Origin of the sequence: Stenotrophomonas sepilia, assembly GCF_003244875.1 — a bacterium.
In the GTDB taxonomy this organism is placed as follows: Bacteria; Pseudomonadota; Gammaproteobacteria; order Xanthomonadales; family Xanthomonadaceae; genus Stenotrophomonas; species Stenotrophomonas sepilia.
In genome coordinates, this window is record NZ_LXXZ01000033.1 from 136,818 (window position 1) to 152,003 (window position 15,186).

General features: G+C 67.7%; 14 protein-coding genes. 8 read left to right on the forward strand and 6 right to left on the reverse strand.

The genetic code is table 11. From position 1 onward, the window contains the following. Window positions 1-69 precede the first annotated feature (69 nt). Window positions 70-954, forward strand: a complete 885-nt coding sequence (locus tag A7X97_RS05710) for a hypothetical protein (protein ID WP_088497344.1) — start codon at window positions 70-72, stop codon at window positions 952-954. 102 nt (window positions 955-1,056) lie between these two features. Here the strand turns inward: A7X97_RS05710 and A7X97_RS05715 are convergent, their stop codons facing one another. Continuing rightward, window positions 1,057-1,353, reverse strand: a complete 297-nt coding sequence (locus tag A7X97_RS05715; RefSeq protein WP_005417035.1) for a hypothetical protein — start codon at window positions 1,351-1,353, stop codon at window positions 1,057-1,059. Window positions 1,354-1,523: 170 nt separating this feature from the next. Between A7X97_RS05715 and A7X97_RS05720 the strand changes: the two genes are divergently transcribed. Next, a complete protein-coding gene (locus tag A7X97_RS05720) occupies window positions 1,524-2,183 on the forward strand; it encodes a decarboxylase (RefSeq protein ID WP_088497343.1) in 660 nt (219 codons plus the stop codon). A gap of 68 nt (window positions 2,184-2,251) precedes the next feature. Beyond that, the gene (locus tag A7X97_RS05725; protein ID WP_088497342.1) at window positions 2,252-3,031 is read left to right on the forward strand and encodes a CDP-diacylglycerol diphosphatase; all 780 of its coding nucleotides are present in this window, start codon (window positions 2,252-2,254) and stop codon (window positions 3,029-3,031) included. Here the strand turns inward: A7X97_RS05725 and A7X97_RS05730 are convergent. After that, window positions 3,028-3,627 (reverse strand): GNAT family N-acetyltransferase, encoded by a 600-nt coding sequence (locus tag A7X97_RS05730; protein WP_072167476.1) that lies wholly within the window; start codon window positions 3,625-3,627, stop codon window positions 3,028-3,030. The genes A7X97_RS05725 and A7X97_RS05730 overlap by 4 nt on opposite strands. Window positions 3,628-3,845: 218 nt before the next feature. Here A7X97_RS05730 and A7X97_RS05735 point away from each other — a divergent pair, with 218 nt between their 5' ends. Then, window positions 3,846-6,572, forward strand: a complete 2,727-nt coding sequence (locus tag A7X97_RS05735; RefSeq protein ID WP_088497341.1) for a TonB-dependent receptor plug domain-containing protein — start codon at window positions 3,846-3,848, stop codon at window positions 6,570-6,572. Window positions 6,573-6,651: 79 nt separating this feature from the next. On the opposite strand, the gene A7X97_RS05740 is transcribed toward A7X97_RS05735, so the two are convergent. Then, window positions 6,652-7,296 (reverse strand): hypothetical protein, encoded by a 645-nt coding sequence (locus A7X97_RS05740; RefSeq protein WP_088497340.1) that lies wholly within the window; start codon window positions 7,294-7,296, stop codon window positions 6,652-6,654. A 183-nt stretch (window positions 7,297-7,479) separates the two neighbouring features. Between A7X97_RS05740 and A7X97_RS05745 the strand changes: the two genes are divergently transcribed. Further along, entirely contained in the window at window positions 7,480-8,640 is a 1,161-nt protein-coding gene (locus A7X97_RS05745) for an amidohydrolase family protein (RefSeq protein WP_088497339.1), read from the forward strand. A gap of 48 nt (window positions 8,641-8,688) precedes the next feature. Here A7X97_RS05745 and A7X97_RS05750 read toward each other — a convergent pair whose 3' ends face one another. Beyond that, window positions 8,689-9,126, reverse strand: coding sequence for a DUF3806 domain-containing protein (locus A7X97_RS05750; protein ID WP_088497338.1), 438 nt, complete (start codon window positions 9,124-9,126; stop codon window positions 8,689-8,691). 131 nt (window positions 9,127-9,257) lie between these two features. Beyond that, window positions 9,258-10,139, reverse strand: a complete 882-nt coding sequence (locus tag A7X97_RS05755) for a LysR substrate-binding domain-containing protein (RefSeq protein ID WP_072167481.1) — start codon at window positions 10,137-10,139, stop codon at window positions 9,258-9,260. A gap of 115 nt (window positions 10,140-10,254) precedes the next feature. Between A7X97_RS05755 and A7X97_RS05760 the strand changes: the two genes are divergently transcribed. Both A7X97_RS05760 and A7X97_RS05765 read left to right on the forward strand, forming a co-directional pair. Further along, window positions 10,255-10,956: an ankyrin repeat domain-containing protein gene (locus A7X97_RS05760; protein ID WP_088497337.1), complete on the forward strand. Its 702-nt coding sequence runs from the start codon at window positions 10,255-10,257 to the stop codon at window positions 10,954-10,956. 54 nt (window positions 10,957-11,010) lie between these two features. Then, the gene (locus A7X97_RS05765) at window positions 11,011-12,468 is read left to right on the forward strand and encodes an amidohydrolase family protein (RefSeq protein WP_072167483.1); all 1,458 of its coding nucleotides are present in this window, start codon (window positions 11,011-11,013) and stop codon (window positions 12,466-12,468) included. Window positions 12,469-12,556: 88 nt separating this feature from the next. Here A7X97_RS05765 and A7X97_RS05770 read toward each other — a convergent pair whose 3' ends face one another. Then, window positions 12,557-13,486, reverse strand: coding sequence for a LysR family transcriptional regulator (locus tag A7X97_RS05770; protein ID WP_088497336.1), 930 nt, complete (start codon window positions 13,484-13,486; stop codon window positions 12,557-12,559). A gap of 93 nt (window positions 13,487-13,579) precedes the next feature. Between A7X97_RS05770 and A7X97_RS05775 the strand changes: the two genes are divergently transcribed. Beyond that, a complete protein-coding gene (locus A7X97_RS05775; protein ID WP_088497335.1) occupies window positions 13,580-14,773 on the forward strand; it encodes an MFS transporter in 1,194 nt (397 codons plus the stop codon). The last annotated feature ends 413 nt before the right edge of the window (window positions 14,774-15,186 follow it).

Consider the following 15,186-nt stretch of genomic DNA (forward strand, 5'->3'; position numbering starts at 1 on the left):
CGATGCCGGGCAGGCCCGACGCCGTCCGGGTAGCGGTTACCATCGGAATCCCAGCCACAGGAGCCGCACATGCCTTCCATTCCCGTCCGCGCCGCCCTGTGCGCTGCATTGCTGGCGACCCCGCTGCTGGTGCTGGCACAGTCTTCTATCCTGCCGCAGCAGCGCGATGCCGCCGGCAACGTGATGGAACCGCTGGGGCAGGTGCTGATCGCGAGTGAGACTGGACCGTCGGGGCTTTATGACTGCACGCGGGACGGCAACTGGTGCGTGCGCGTGCAGCCGGTCGCCGAGGAGGGTGACCGGCCGAGCGTGCTGGAAGTGCTTGAGAAGGTGCAGGGCCAGGGCAAGCCACACACCTACCACGTCAGCATCGACGTGCCGCAGGAAGCCGACCTGTCACTGTGGCCGTGGATCGTGCGCCTGGCGCCGGGCGTGGGCAGCGACGAAACAGTGACCGACCCGCAGCAGCGCGCCCGCCAGAATGTGCTGGTAGGCGGCATCGTCAAGTTCAGCACCATGTACTCCGGTGGAAGTGCGGACGCGTCCACGCTGCAGTTGGCACGCGTGCGCCACCTGCAGGACGACATCCAGGTGGACGACGACGTGCTGACCGTGCCATGGCTGGGCAATGCGATGATCCGCGCCTGTTTCAGCGAGCAGGACATGAAGCAGCGCGCAGGCGCCTGCCACGACGAATACGGGTTCTCGGCCAAGCTCGGGCTGGATCCGGTGGCCGAGGGCATGCCGGTGCTGCGCTACCAGACCGTGGCGACCCGGTTCCCGGCGGGTGTTTCGCGCTTCGAGGATTCGCTGGCCAGGGGCCCGCTGAAGAAGAAGGACCTGCGCACCGAGCAGGACCCGGCGTGCAGCTACACGCGGCTGTTCCGCTTCAGTGATGGGGTGTTCAACCCCGACCAGGCGCTGCCGGACTGCGCGGGGTATACCGAACCCTGACATGTAGCGTCGAGCCATGCTCGACTGGGGTTTTCTGTAGAGCCGAGCCTGCCCTCGGCTGTCACGGAAGCGCAGCCGAGCGTGGGCTCGGCTCTACAGCGCCTACTCGCAGCGGGTGGCGGTGATGATGTTGTCCTTGTCCACGTAAACGCGCAGGCGATCCTGGCGGATGTCCTTGGTGGTGATGGTGCTGGGGCCGATCGGGTTGACCAGGCCGGCGCCGCTCTCGCTGGACAGGCGGCGGATGTTGGGTTCGTTGGCCGGCTGGCCGATTGCCCAGCCCAGCTGGCTGGCATCGCAGTGGCCGGTACCCTTGACCTGCGGGCCAGGGGTGCTGACGCAGGCCGACAGCAGCAGGGCCGACGCAGGCAGTAGCAGGGACAGACGGAAGGCGGACATGCGAGCGCTCCTGCGCAGGGAAGATGGGCGGAACGATAGCACCCGTCGCGCGAAAGGCGTCAGCACTCCGGTCATTGCCGGCACAGCGTGGTCATTGCATAGTGGCAGGGATGGCTGGCAGCACGCCAGCGGGCAGGCCGGGCCATTCCGGTGCAGGTGTTGGATACGCTATGACGGCAGGCAGTTTGCGCGACAAGCGCAGGGCGAGAAGGGTACTGGCAGTGTCGGTGCTGGGCGTGGCGTTTGCCGCCTCTGCCATCGAACCGGCGCCGGACGCCGCTGCGGAAGCGCCGGTGTTCGGTGCCTGGCGCAACCTGCAGACCGAGGCAGGCTACGCACCCGCCCAGCGCAACCTGGCGTTCGCGATGCTGCCGCAGGCCGCCACCCGCGGCGATCGATTCGCCATTGTCGATCGTGAGGGCAAGCGCGCGGTGTGCTGCCTGCAGGTGGCCAGCCCGTCGCTGGGCGTGGCCGCACTGCGCGAGCAATACCACCTGCCACAGGCCTGGGTGACCGACCTCAGCAATGGCCGCAGCCCGGCACGCCCCTACCTGCCGCATGTCTATGCGATGCAGCGCGTGGATGAACTGGCTGACTATGGTTTCACCGATGTGCCGGGGGCCTACAGCGACCTGGGTGGGCTGCTGATTCCCGAAGGTGCCGCGCTGGAGGCCGATGGCAGTGCCGTGCGCCTGGGGGATGAGCGCTATCCCCTGCATTTCCAGCGCCAGCCGCACGCCGAAGATGATGGCGCACTGGACCGCTACACCCTGCAGGCGGGCGAGGGTGTGGCTCCGATCGTGGTTGAAGTGCCGTTCGGCACCTACTGATTGCAGCACCGCACTGGCTAGAATGCAGCGCGGCGCCGCCTGCCGTGCCTGTTCCGTGAGTCGCCGCCGTGTCCCTGCGCCCGTTGCTGCTGTCGCCCCTGCTGCTGTTGTCCGCCTGTGCGAGCGCGCCGCCTCTGCCGCCCGTCCATTCCGATGCGCTGTGGCGCCTGATCGAGCGTGACTGCCAGGCAGCTGACGGCCCGCGCGGCAGCTGCCTGCGGGTGGAGACGGCAGCCGGCCGCCGTGACGTGCTGGTCAAGGATGCACACGGTGACTACCAGTTTCTGCTGATGCCGCTGGACAAGGTAAGTGGCATCGAGAACCGCGGTCTTTACCAGCGTGGGGCGCCGAACTACTTCGCTGCGGCCTGGCAGGCGCGCAGCCACACCGAACAAGCCTTGCGGCAACCGCTGCCGCGCAACGTCGCGAGCCTGGCATTGAACTCGCCGCACGGCCGTTCGCAGCACCAGCTGCATATCCACGTGGATTGCCTGCGTGGCGACGTGTTGCAGGCGTTGGACGTGCATGCCGCTGCCCTGGGCAGCCAGTGGTCACCGTTGCCGGTGCCGCTGCGCGGTCATCAGTACCAGGCCCGCCTGTTGCCGGGCGCGGAACTGACCGCCAATCCGCTCAATCTGCTGGCCTATGACCTCGCCGGCGTGGACGACGTGGGCCAGTGGAGCCTGGTGGTGGCGGGACGGGATCCGGTGCAGGGTGGCCCGGGTTTCATCCTGCTGGCCACCCGTGTGGACCCCGGCACCGGCAACGAGGCCAGCGCTGAAGAGCTGCAGGACCACGCCTGCGCAGTGCTGACCGGCGCAGGTGCATCGCTGGAGCGGGTCCGCTAACTCTCGGGGTGCTGGCGGCTGCGCCAGACCGGCGCGGTCAGTGCCAGCAGCTGGCGATCCTGCCAACCGTCCAGATCCAGGTGGTGGTCGCGCAGCAGCCCTTCCTGTTCGAAGCCGAAGGCGTGCAGTGCAGTGGCGAACGGGCTGCTGCAGTCCGGTGGCAGCATCACGAACAGGCGGTGCACGCCCACATCCTCGAAAAGGAACGGGCACAGCGCCCGCAGCGCTGCATCCGCGTGCGGGTGCCAATGCTGCAGCGACAGCAGCTCGGCGCAGCGCGTATGCAAGCACTGCAGGCGGACATGCAACTGGTCCAGCACGGTGCCGTGCTCGTCATCGAATACCCCCAGCATCAGCTGATCGTTGTCCTGCTCCAGCCGCGAGCGGTGCATGTGGGCCAGGAAGCGGGCTTCCTCGTCGATACCCGCCGGATGGCGTCGGCCGCGCCGGCGGCGATCATCGAACAGGCGCCAGCGCGGCAGGTCGGTACGCTGGAACGGGCGCAGGGTGACCGGTGCGGCCTGCAGCTGCAGCAGGTGACGGCGCAGCACCGGCCGCAACGGGGGGAGAAGCGAGGTGGGATACGGGATCATCATCCCCGGCACGATGGCCGTGCCCGCCTCCCTGCACCATTCAAAACATTGCAAAAATGCGGTGAGCGGAGCCGGGGGTCTGATTCGGTTCAGGCATAAGCCCATCAGGGCTGGTCATTTCCGTTGAAACCACCCATTCAGGACACTTTCGTTACGGGATCGTTATGTGCCGCACAGGCCACGGCTCCCCCGTACCACCCGCCCACTCCCCCAGGAAGCCCATGTCCGCCTCCCACAAGGCGTTGCGCCCGCGTCCGCTGGTGCTCGCGCTGTCGTCCCTGATGCTGGTCTCGCTGCCGGCCTTCGCGCAGGAAAGCGCACCCACCACATTGCAGGAAGTGAAGGTCACCGGCTCGCGCATTCCCCGTGCCAGTGTCGAGGGGCCCTCGCCGGTGACGGTGATCAGCCGCGAGCAGATCGATGCGCAGGGCTACCGCAATGCCTTCGACGCGCTGAGCGCGCTGACCGAGAACACCGGCAACGTGCAGGGCGAGGACTTCGGCAATACGTTCACACCGGCCGCCAACACCATCAACCTGCGTGGACTGGGTCCGAACCGCACGCTGGTGCTGGTCAACGGCCGCCGCCAGGCCGACTACCCGCTGGCCTACGAGGGCTCGGTGAACGTGGTCAACCTCGCCAACATTCCCAGCGCCCTGATCGAGCGCATCGAGGTGCTCGCCGCGGGTGCGTCGGCGGTGTATGGCTCCGATGCCATCGCCGGCGTGGTCAACATCATCCTCAAGGACCGCTTTGAAGGCGTGGACGTGAACGTGCGCGCCGGCGGCACCCAGCAGGGCGGGGGTGACAACCAGCGCGCGCAGGTGGTCGGTGGCAGTTCCGGCGAGCGTTGGGATGCGCTGTTCGGCTTCGAGTTCGACGTGCGCAAGGCGATCCACGCGCGCCAACGCGACTTCATGGATTCACTGGACGATGATCCGGCCGGCAAGGCGCCGCAGGCGACCGCGATCGCCTATCGCCGCAATGCTGCCACCGGCCACAACATCGATCCGGGCGTGAGCGGCTGCGACGCAGCGTCGGGCATTTATGGCGGCAGCGTGTTCCGTGCCAACAACCCGCGCCAGGGCTGGTACTGCGGCAGCAACGAGGCCGCCGCCAGCTACTGGACCGTGCAGACCCAGAAGCGCAACCTCAATGGCTATGGCCTGTTGACCTTCCACGTCAACGACACCACCGACCTGTTCGCCGATGTCGCCGTGGGCAGCGCGCGCATCTACAACAACACGCGTGCGCCGACCTGGACGTCGTCACGCAACTACTTCTACAACCAGAACAGCGGGAACCTGGAGAGCTGGTACCGCCGCTTCGCGCCGGAGGAAATCGGTGGCCTGCCGCGCAATGCCAATCGGTTCCTGGAGAACTCGTGGTCGTTCAACCTGGGCGCGCGCGGCCAGATCGGCGACAGCGGCTGGGACTACGAGGCGGTCTACAGCCGTTCGCGCTACGAGAACCGCACCCGTCGCCCGGTGCTGCTGGCCGGCATCAACGAGTACCTGCTGGGCCCGAAGCTGGGCGTGCGCAATGGCGTGGAGGTCTATGCGCCGGACCCGGTGCGCCTGTTCAAGCCTTTGACTCCGAACGAGTACGAGGGCCTGTCCGACTATCAGGAAAGTCGCAACGCGGCGTGGCTGCAGACCTTCAGCGCCAGCATCAATGGCCGCCTGTTCGCACTGCCGGGCGGCGATGCTGCGCTGGCGGCGGTGGTCGAGGCCGGCAGCCAGGGCTACCGCAACCGCCCGGACCCGCGCCTGGACACCGGCGAGTTCTGGAACACCAGCGCCGGTATCGGTGCCGGCGGTGATCGTGATCGCTATGCGGCCGGCGTTGAACTGCAGTTGCCGTTGCTGCAATCGCTGACCACCACGCTGGCCGGCCGCTACGACCAGTACCGCGCAGGCGGCGAGCACATCGGCAAGGCGACCTGGAGCTTCGGCGTCGAGTTCCGCCCGATCGAGAGCCTGTTGATCCGCGGCTCTGCTGCGACCAGCTTCCGTGCACCGGACATGAACTACGTGTTTGCCACCGAGACCCGCGGCTACAACCCGGGCATGACCGATTACTGGCGCTGCCGTACTGCAGGCCAGTCGTACGACAACTGCGACTACAACGGCCTGTCGATCGACTACAGCAACCGTGCCAACGCACAGCTGCAGCCGGAAACCGCCAAATCCTATGGGTTCGGCGTGGTCTGGTCGCCGCTGTCCGGGCTGGACTTCAGTGCTGACTACTACGACATCCGCATCGACAATGAGGTCACCAGCCTCGACACCAGCCGTATTCTTCGTGATGAAGCCGATTGCCGCTTGGGACGCACGTTGGGTGGCGAAGCGCGCGATATCGGTTCACCGCTGTGCCAGGACGCGCTGTCGCGGGTGATCCGCAACCCGTCCAATGCCACGGTGCAGCCGGACCAGGTAACCCGCGTGCTGATCAATCCGATCAACGCGGCCTCCGAGTCGGTGCGCGGCCTGGACCTGAAGGGCAACTGGCGCTTCGACGCCGGCCGCTATGGCCGCTTCACCACGCGCCTGGCCTATACCGTGGTGCTGGAGCATAAATACCGGCAGTTCTCCGATGATCCGGAGCGTGACATCCGCAATTCACTGGATGACTACCAGTGGCGCAGCAAGGCCAATGGCAGCATCACCTGGAACCAGGGCGACTGGACCACCACGCTGTACGGCAATCGTTTCGGTTCACTGCCGAAGACCGATGGCAGTGGCCGCATCGCGCCGTACATGACCTACAACGCCAGCGTGTTCCGCCAGTTCGGCGAGAACCTGTCGGTGGGCGTGATCGTCAACAACCTGCGTGACAGCCGCCCGCCGGCGGACAGGAACGGGGGCGGCTGGCCGTTCTACCCGGTCGGCAACTACGACCCGTATGGCCGCCAGTACTGGCTGCAGCTGGACTACCGGTTCCGCTGATCGGGCGGGCAGACAGAAGGCCCGGCAATGCCGGGCCTTCTGCTGTCTAGACACCGCGGTGATGGCGCGCGCCGGTCGGCTAGGGCAGGGCCTGTTGCAGGTACGACTCGATGACGTAGCTGAAGGGCTGCTGCTGGCGATCGCGTAGCAGCGCGCGCACTTCCAGGACCACGCCGTCGTCGCCTTCGCCACGCGGTGGCCAGAACGTCTGGTCAGCCAGGGTCTGGCGCTGGAAACCGAGCGGGCCGACCACGCGGCCAAAGGGTTCGTCGGTGCTGTCCAGCACCTGGTTCATGGCCGGGCTGAGATGGTCCGGCAGGTACCAGTTGTCGGCCTCGGACAGCACGCGGCTGCCACAGACCAGCTGTACCCGGCGGTAGCGCAGCGCGGTGCCAGGCTGCGTCGCACCCAGCGCCTGCAGCACATCGGCAGGGGCAGGCTTGTCCTGGGCATGCACACGCACCGCGCGCACCCGCGCCTGTTCGGCCAGGCCGTGTTCGGCGCACCAGTGTTCCAGGGTGGCGGTGGCGCTCTGCCCGGACAGCACACGCTGGTGCAACCGCTCGACGAGGGCAGCCGATGCGATGCGCTGTTGGCCCGGCGGCGCCTGCAGCGGCGCGGTGGCGGCCGTATCGGCGGCGGACAGGCTGGCCATCGGGGCAGCAGCGAGCAGGGACGCGGCCTGCCAGCGGCGGAGGCGATCGTGGCGGTCGGACGGGCCCATGCGGCATCACAGCGGAAACAGGTGCCTATGGTACCCGTTCAGGCGTGTGCACGGCGTGGCTGCGAGCTCCGTCGCAACCGCGTTCATCGGATTGGTGAATATGTGGCATCCAGATATTTCGTTGGCCGATGGCAGCGCGGGCGCGCAGGATGGCGTCATGACTTGGCTTTCCGGGAGTTTCCGATGACGCTTCAGTTCGTCCATGGCGGTGTAGACCGCTACGGCGCGCCACTGCATTTCCATATCCGTGACGGCCGCATCAGTGGCCTCAATGGCGAGGCCTCGCCGGCCGACGGGGCGGAATGCGTCGACCTGCAGGGCTTCGCGGTCCTGCCCGGGCTGGTCGACGGCCACATCCATCTGGACAAGAGTTTTGTCGGCGACCGCTGGCACCCGCATCAACCGGTGAACAGCCTGCGTGAGCGGTTGGCGGTAGAGAAGGCCGCGGTAGCGAGTGCCGCGCCGATGGTGGACCGTGCCGAGGCATTGATCCGCCAGTGCAGCCGCTTCGGCACGGTGGCCATGCGCTGCCACGTCGACATCGACGGCAGCACGGGCCTGCGTCATCTCGAAGCGGTGCGCGAGGCGGCGCTGCGCTGCGCCGACATCATGCGGATCCAGCTGGTGGCGTTCCCGCAGGCCGGGGTGATGTCCTGTCCGGGCACCGCCGCCGTGCTTGAGCAGGCCCTTGCAGCGGGCGTGGAGGTGCTGGGAGGCATCGACCCGACCACGCTGGATGGCGATGCTGAGGGCCAGCTGGCACTGCTGTTCGGCCTGGCCGAGCGCTATGGCGTGCGCCTGGACATCCACCTGCATGAGCCCGGCGAAACCGGACTGGCCCAGTTGCTGCGCATTGCCGCGCGGACCCGGGCCGCTGGCCTGCAGGGGCGGGTGGCGGTCAGTCATGCCTACTCGCTGGGCGACGTGCCGCTGGCGCGCGCGTTGCAGGTGGGCGAGGCGCTGGCCACGGCGGGTGTGGCGATCATGAGCAACGCGCCGGGTGATCATCCATTTCCGCCTTTGCGCGCACTGCATGATGCGGGCGTGCGCGTGTTCGCCGGCAACGACAACATCCGCGACTGCTGGTGGCCTTACGGCAACGGCGATCTGCTGCAGCGGGCGATGCTGCTGGGCTACCGCTCGGGCTTCTACACCGATGCCGACCTGATGCTGGCGCTGGACATGGTCACGACCCATGCGGCGCAGGTGATCGGGCTGCCGCAATACGGTCTCGTGGAAGGGCATCCGGCCACTTTCGTGGCCGTGCGGGCCGATCATGGCCCGGCTGCCGTGGCCGGGGTGCCGGTGCAGCGCCGGGTAGTGGTGGATGGCCGTTGGCTGTAGACCACGCCGCGCCAGCTCCGTGTAGTGCCGAGCCATGCCCGGCGGCTTTCAGGCGTAATCGTCTGCGCGGGTGGCGACGAACTCTTCCAGCCACGCCAGCAGATGGGCGATGTCGATGACCTCGCCCTGCTCCACGCGCTTGAGCAGCAGGGTGCCGGCGCCGATCTGCAAGTTGCTGTCGGCATGGCGCAGCACCGCGTCGATGCCCCAGGCATCGGTGACCTGCATCCAGGCCAGGCCCGGCACGCGTTGCGCCAGAGTGTCACCGAACGCCACGCCCAGGGCTTCCCAGCCGCCGCAGTCGTCACGATCGATCAGTTCGGCATCGACCACGCGCTGCAATGTGCTGGCGGCCAGCGGCCATTGCACCGGCAACGTCGGGAAGCTGGCGGCCACGCGCGCGGCGATCAGTGCACGCTGGTGCTGCAGGTGCGTCTGCAGCGCCGCAGGCAGGGGATCGAAGCGGGTCGGGGTTTCGTCGGACATGGCGAGGCGCCGTGGAGCACGGAATCAAGGGGCACTGTACGAGGCCATGATGCCTGCCGTGCGGCAAGATTGATCAGATATCGATGATCAATGCGCGTAAGGCATCCACGCGTGGCGTGGACCTACCGTGGTCAATCCGGTTCGCGCTGTACCTGCCGCCACAGCTCGCTGGCCAGTGCCCGCACCGCATCATCGGCATCGGCACGATGCAGCAGGCCGATTTCGTAGTTGTCGATCACCGGCAGCCCACGCTCGCCATCGATGATGCGGTGCTCGCGCGTGACCGCGCGGCGCGGCAGCAGGCTGATGCCGATGCCATCAGCCACCGCGCCCTGGATGCCACTCAGCGACGAACTGGTGAAGGCAATGCGCCAGCGCAGGCCCAGCGCTTCCACGGCGTGGATCATCTCGTCGCGGTACAGCCCTCGCGGCGGGAAGGTGACCAGCGGCAGCGGGTCCTGCTGCAGGCAGCTGCTGCGCAGGCTGTCGATCCAGTGCATCGGCTCGCGGCGGCAGTGCACCGCCTGGCGGCTGTTGCGGCGCTGCTTGACCAGCACCAGGTCCAGCTCGCCGTGGTCGAAACCCTGTGCCAGGGCGCGGCTCAGGCCGCTGCTGATCTCCAGCTTCACCTGCGGGTGGCGGCGGCTGAAGGCGGCCAGCATGCGAGTGGTCTGCGGGTTGACGAAGTCTTCGGGTACGCCGATGCGGACCGCGGTTTCCACCGTCGCGCCGGCCAGCGCCTGTGCCATTTCCTCGTTCAGGTCGAGCATGCGCCGCGCATAGCCGAGCAGGGTGTGGCCGGCGTCGGTGGGGTGTACATCGCGGTGGCCGCGCTCGAGCAGGCGATGCCCGGCCAGTTCCTCCAGCCGCCGTACCTTCTGGCTGACCGTGGACTGCGTCGAATGCAGGCGCGTGGCCGCCGTGGTGAAGCTGCCGCAGTCGGCCACCATCACCAGCGCCCGCAGCAGGTCCAGTTCGAACAGGGTTCTATTCGATTTGGCACTGTCTTGCATTTGAACATTTCACTTCTGGATACCCAGGCCGACTTCTACCATGCGGGGCAGGGGCCGGCAATGCGCGGCCCCTGCGACCATCGCCCTGCGGCGATGGAGAAAAGGAGACACCGTGATGCGCTTCCATTGCCCTGCTGGCTGGCCTGCACCGTTCACGCGCGTGCTGTTGTTGTGTCTGCTGGCCATGGTCACCCCTGCCTGCACTGCCAGCTCCAGAGCTGACGCAGACGCGCGCCTGCGTGATGCCGCCAGCCGCGGCGATGCCGAGGCGGTGCGCGGCGCACTGGCCGATGGTGCTGATCTTGAGGCGCGCGATGGCCAGGGCCGCACGGCGCTGCTGCTGGCCACGCAGGGCAACAACGTGGATGCCGCGCGCGAACTGATCGAGGCCGGGGCGGACGTCAATGCCAAGGATGCGCTGCAGGACAGTGCCTACCTGTATGCCGGCGCGCGCGGCCTGGATGAGATCCTGGCGATGACCCTGGCGCACGGCGCCGATCTGCGCAGCACCAACCGCTATGGGGGCACTGCGTTGATTCCGGCCGCCGAGCGCGGCCACGTCACCACCGTGCGCATGCTGCTGCGTGCAGGTGTGGCGGTGGACCACGTCAACCGCCTGCACTGGACCGCGCTGCTGGAAGCGATCCTGCTTGGCGACGGTGGTGAACGCCATGTGCAGATCGTGCAGCTGTTGCTGGAGGCCGGTGCCGACCCGGAGCTGGCCGACGGCGATGGCGTAACGCCACTGGCGCACGCGCGCCAGCGTGGCTATGCCGGCATTGAAACCCTGCTGCGCCAGCACGGCGCGGCGCGCTGAACCGCTACTCCTTCCACCCGCACGCTGGCCGTGCCTACCAGGATGCTGTCCATCATGTTCCGTTCCCGCCCGTTGTCCCTTGCCATCCTTCTTGCGGTGGCGCCGCTGTCGGCATCTGCTGCCGAGCGCGCCGACCTGCTGATCCGCAATGCCATCGTGGTCGACGTCGAGCACGCCAGCGCGCGGGCCGGGCAGAGCGTGGTGATCCGCGGCGAGGACATCGTCGCGGTGGGCCCGGACGCGCAGCTGCGCGGCCAGTGGAGCGCGGCCCGCCAGATCGATGCCAAGGGCAAATACCTGATCCCGGGCCTGTGGGACATGCATGTGCACTTCGGTGGCGGCCCGGCGCTGATCGAAGAGAACAAGGCGCTGCTGCCGCTGTACATCGCGCACGGCATCACCACCGTGCGTGACTGTTCCGGCGATCTGCCCGAGCAGGTGCTGCAGTGGCGTGGTGAGATCGCCAGGGGCACGCTGTTCGGCCCGCGCCTGCTCAGCTCGGGCGCGAAGATCGAAGGCATCAAGCCGGTCTGGAAGGGCACGATCGAAGTGGGTAGCGAGGCCGACGTCGACAAGGCGATCACCCGACTGCAGCACGATAAGGTCGATTTCGTGAAGATCACCGACAGCACGCTGAAGCCGGATCTGTTCCTGTATTCGGCCAGCGCAGCGCGCAAGGCCGGCTTCAAGGCCTCGGGCCACATTCCGATGGCGCTGACGGTGGAGCAGGCGGTCGATGCCGGCCTGGCCTCGATCGAGCACCTGGACTACGCATTCAAGGCCGGCAGCAAGGACGAAGCGAAGATCGCCGCCGACTTCGGCGCCGGCCGCATCGACCGCGCGGAAGCCAATCGCCGCCTCGACGCCAGCTTCGACCGTGACACCGCGATGCACGCCTACCGTGATTTCGCCAAGCGCGGCGTATTCGTGACCCCGACCCTCAACGGTGGCCGTATCCTCGATTTCCTGGACCAGGATGACCACGCCAACGATCCGTACCTGGCCTACATCGGCCCGGGCCTGCGCGCGACCTACCAGTGGCGCGTGGACCGCGCCGCGAAGGCGACGCCGGCACAGATCGAGGCGCGCCACGCGCAGTACCACCAGGTGGCGGCCGTGCTGCCGTTGCTGCAGGAGGCGGGCGTGACGATCATTGCCGGCACCGATGCGGGCTTCCTCAACTCGTTCAACTTCCCGGGCATCGCCCTGCACCAGGAACTGCAGCTGTTCGTGAAGGAGGGTCTGAGCGCGCCGCAGGCGCTGTCGGCCGCAACCCGTTCCGGCCCGGCCTGGTTCGGCCAGATGGACCGCTACGGTGGTGTCGCGCAGGGCAAGGCCGCCGACCTGGTGCTGCTGACCGCCAACCCGCTGCAGGACATCGCCGCCACCGAGAAGATCGACAGCGTGATCCTGCGCGGCAACGTGTATGACCGCGCCGCGCTGGACAAGATGCTGGCCGACACCAAGGCCAAGGTCGCGGCGTGGAATGCAGAGGCGGCGAAAGCTGACTGATTGCGGGGTTGGACGGAATCCACGCATGGCGTGGATCTACCGTACCCTCAGTAGATCCACGCCATGCGTGGATGATGCGGCCGGTGACCTAGCGCGGTGCCGGCCGCATTCCGTGTAGCTGCGGCAACGCGGCCTTCATCGCATCGATGAAGGCGCGCAGCCGTGGCGGCTGCTGGCGCGCGGCAGGAAACACGACGTGGACCGGCAGTGCCGGCGCCTGCCAGTCCGGCAGCAGCTGCACCAGCCGTCCTTGTGCGAGGTCGTTGGCCACCAGCCAGGCCGAGACCACCGCTGCGCCCAGCCCGGCGCGTGCAGCCTGCTGTACCACGAACAGGTTGTCGCTGAGCAGGCGCGGGCTGATCGAAAGGGTATGCGCGCGTCCCTGCGCGTCATGCAGCAGCAGGCGTTCGCGGTAGTAGGTGACCAGCGAGATCCACGGCAGTGACTGTGCCTGTTCCGGCGTGCTGACCGCCGTGGCGTCCACCAGCGAGGGCGCTGCCACGACGATGCGCGGCACTTCCGCGAGCGGCAGTGCAACCATGCGCGGTTCGTCGACTGGGCCCACCCGGACCGCGCAGTCGATACCTTCGGCGATGAAATCCGGGCGCCGATCTTCCAGGATCCACTCCAGGCTCAGCTGCGGGTGCTGGGCGAGGAATGCGAGCATGGTCGGCAGCAGCTGCGCCTGGCCAAAGGCGTGCGGCACCATCACCCGCAGGCGTCCGCGCAGCGTTTCCGGTTCGCCGTTCAGTTCGGCCTGCAGCGACTCCCATTCGTCGACCACGCGCTGCGCATGACGCTGGCAGCGCAGGCCGTCCTCGGTCAGTTGCAGGCCATGGGTGGAGCGCTGCAGCAGGCGCAGGCCGAGCTGCCGCTCCAGTGCCTGCAGGCGTCGGCTGACCGTCGGCTGGGTGGTGCCCAGCTGCAGGGCCGCAGCAGACAGGCTGCCGGCATCGACAATGCGCAGGAAGGTGCGCAGCAGATCTAGGCGATCAGCGCCGGTGGCGAGGTCATTCATGCGTGTGGCGTATGAAGTATATGTGCCAGAGCCTACTACAGACGTTTGGCGAATACAGGCAGGATACGCCCACTTCCTCTACGGGGCTCCCCCATGTCTACCCCCTCGCTGTCTGTTGCGGCCGCACCGGCGACCGTGCCTTCCGCCTCATTGGTGCTGGCAATGGCGGCCGGTGCTGGCTTCTCGGTCGCGTCGCTGTATTACAGCCAGCCCATGCTGGGCCTGATCGCGCAGGACGTTGGCGCCGGTGAGCGCGCCGCCGGCCTGGTGCCAACCCTGACCCAGCTCGGCTACGCACTGGGCATCCTGCTGCTGGCACCGCTGGGCGATCGCTTCGACCGCCGCCATCTGATCCTGTTGAAGTCCGCGCTGCTGGCGCTGGCACTGGGCGCCGCCGCGATGGCCGGGCACCTGCCGGGCCTGTTGATGGCCAGCCTGCTGGTCGGGCTGATGGCAACGCTGGCGCAGGACATCGTTCCCGCCGCTGCGGTGCTGGCACCGGATGCGCAGCGCGGCCAGATCGTCGGCCGGGTGATGACCGGCCTGCTGCTCGGCATCCTGTTGTCGCGGGTGGTCAGTGGTGTGGTGGCTGAAGCGTGGGGTTGGCGCACGCAGTTCGTGCTGGCGGCGGTATCGGTGGCGGCGATGGGCGCGGTGATGGCGCGTGCACTGCCGCGTTTCGCGCCGACCAGCACGCTGCGCTATCCGGCGTTGCTGGGCTCATTGCTGGCGTTGTGGCGTGAGCAGCCGCAGCTGCGACGTGCAGTGGCCAGCCAGTCGCTGCTGGCGGTCGGCTTCAGTGCGTTCTGGTCGACCCTGGCGCTGATGCTGCATGCCCGCCTGGGGCTGGGCAGTGCGGCGGCGGGTGCGTTTGGTATTGCGGGTGCGACCGGTGCATTGGCCGCGCCGTTTGCCGGCCGTTTCGCTGATCGACTGGGGTGCCATGCGGTGGCACGGCTGGCGATTGCGGTGGCGCTGCTGGGCTTCGGCCTGCTGCTGGCCGAAGGCTGGTTGCCGGCCGCCGCGCTGCTGCCGTTGCTGGTGGTGAGTGCGCTGCTGTTCGACTTCGGCTTCCAGTCGGCGCTGGTGGCGCACCAGACCCTGGTCTACGGCCTGGTGCCGCCGGCACGCAGCCGGCTCAATGCGCTGTTGTTCACCGGCATGTTCATCGGCATGGCCGCCGGCGGTGCGCTGGGCAGCCTGGCGCTGGCGCAGTGGGGGTGGCACGGCGTGGCCTGGCTGGCGGTGGTGTGTGCGGGCGGCAGCCTGGCACTGCGTTTGAAGTAGGGGGTTGTTCGGCAGGGCTTGCAGCCCTGCACCTGCTGGAGGCAACAGCAACAGCAACAGCAACAGCAACAGCAACAGCGGGGTTCCTGTAGGGAGGCGGGGTGGGTCCGGTTGCGGGGGACGCCGTGAATCCCCAGTCCGGCCCAGCCGCTGGCGGCTGGGCGTTCGGGCGCTTGCGAAGCAATGCTTCGCAAGCGAAGCGCCCTCACCCATGGGGGCTCGGTCGCGCCATCCATGGCGCTCACGCCCCCGCAACCGGACCCACCCCGCCTTCTGTTGGAATGGCTCTTGGGGTCAGATCCGTTTTCCGGAGGAAAACGGATCTGACCCCTGATTGATTTCGATATCTGACAGAAGTGTCGACCAAGGTCGACACCTACCAACCGCCATCGGAATCTGTCAGAGGTGGGGCG

What these genes read in the sequence shown, in the direction of transcription:
- A7X97_RS05715 (WP_005417035.1), bottom strand. Translation starts at nt 1,353, where the DNA reads ATGTCCGCCTTCCGTCTGTCCCTGCTACTGCCTGCGTCGGCCCTGCTG.
- A7X97_RS05750 (WP_088497338.1), bottom strand. Translation starts at nt 9,126, where the DNA reads ATGTCCGACGAAACCCCGACCCGCTTCGATCCCCTGCCTGCGGCGCTG.
- A7X97_RS05720 (WP_088497343.1), top strand. Translation starts at nt 1,524, where the DNA reads ATGACGGCAGGCAGTTTGCGCGACAAGCGCAGGGCGAGAAGGGTACTG.
- A7X97_RS05745 (WP_088497339.1), top strand. Translation starts at nt 7,480, where the DNA reads ATGACGCTTCAGTTCGTCCATGGCGGTGTAGACCGCTACGGCGCGCCA.
- A7X97_RS05735 (WP_088497341.1), top strand. Translation starts at nt 3,846, where the DNA reads ATGTCCGCCTCCCACAAGGCGTTGCGCCCGCGTCCGCTGGTGCTCGCG.
- A7X97_RS05760 (WP_088497337.1), top strand. Translation starts at nt 10,255, where the DNA reads ATGCGCTTCCATTGCCCTGCTGGCTGGCCTGCACCGTTCACGCGCGTG.
- A7X97_RS05740 (WP_088497340.1), bottom strand. Translation starts at nt 7,296, where the DNA reads ATGGGCCCGTCCGACCGCCACGATCGCCTCCGCCGCTGGCAGGCCGCG.
- A7X97_RS05730 (WP_072167476.1), bottom strand. Translation starts at nt 3,627, where the DNA reads ATGATGATCCCGTATCCCACCTCGCTTCTCCCCCCGTTGCGGCCGGTG.
- A7X97_RS05775 (WP_088497335.1), top strand. Translation starts at nt 13,580, where the DNA reads ATGTCTACCCCCTCGCTGTCTGTTGCGGCCGCACCGGCGACCGTGCCT.
- A7X97_RS05710 (WP_088497344.1), top strand. Translation starts at nt 70, where the DNA reads ATGCCTTCCATTCCCGTCCGCGCCGCCCTGTGCGCTGCATTGCTGGCG.
- A7X97_RS05765 (WP_072167483.1), top strand. Translation starts at nt 11,011, where the DNA reads ATGTTCCGTTCCCGCCCGTTGTCCCTTGCCATCCTTCTTGCGGTGGCG.
- A7X97_RS05770 (WP_088497336.1), bottom strand. Translation starts at nt 13,486, where the DNA reads ATGAATGACCTCGCCACCGGCGCTGATCGCCTAGATCTGCTGCGCACC.
- A7X97_RS05755 (WP_072167481.1), bottom strand. Translation starts at nt 10,139, where the DNA reads ATGCAAGACAGTGCCAAATCGAATAGAACCCTGTTCGAACTGGACCTG.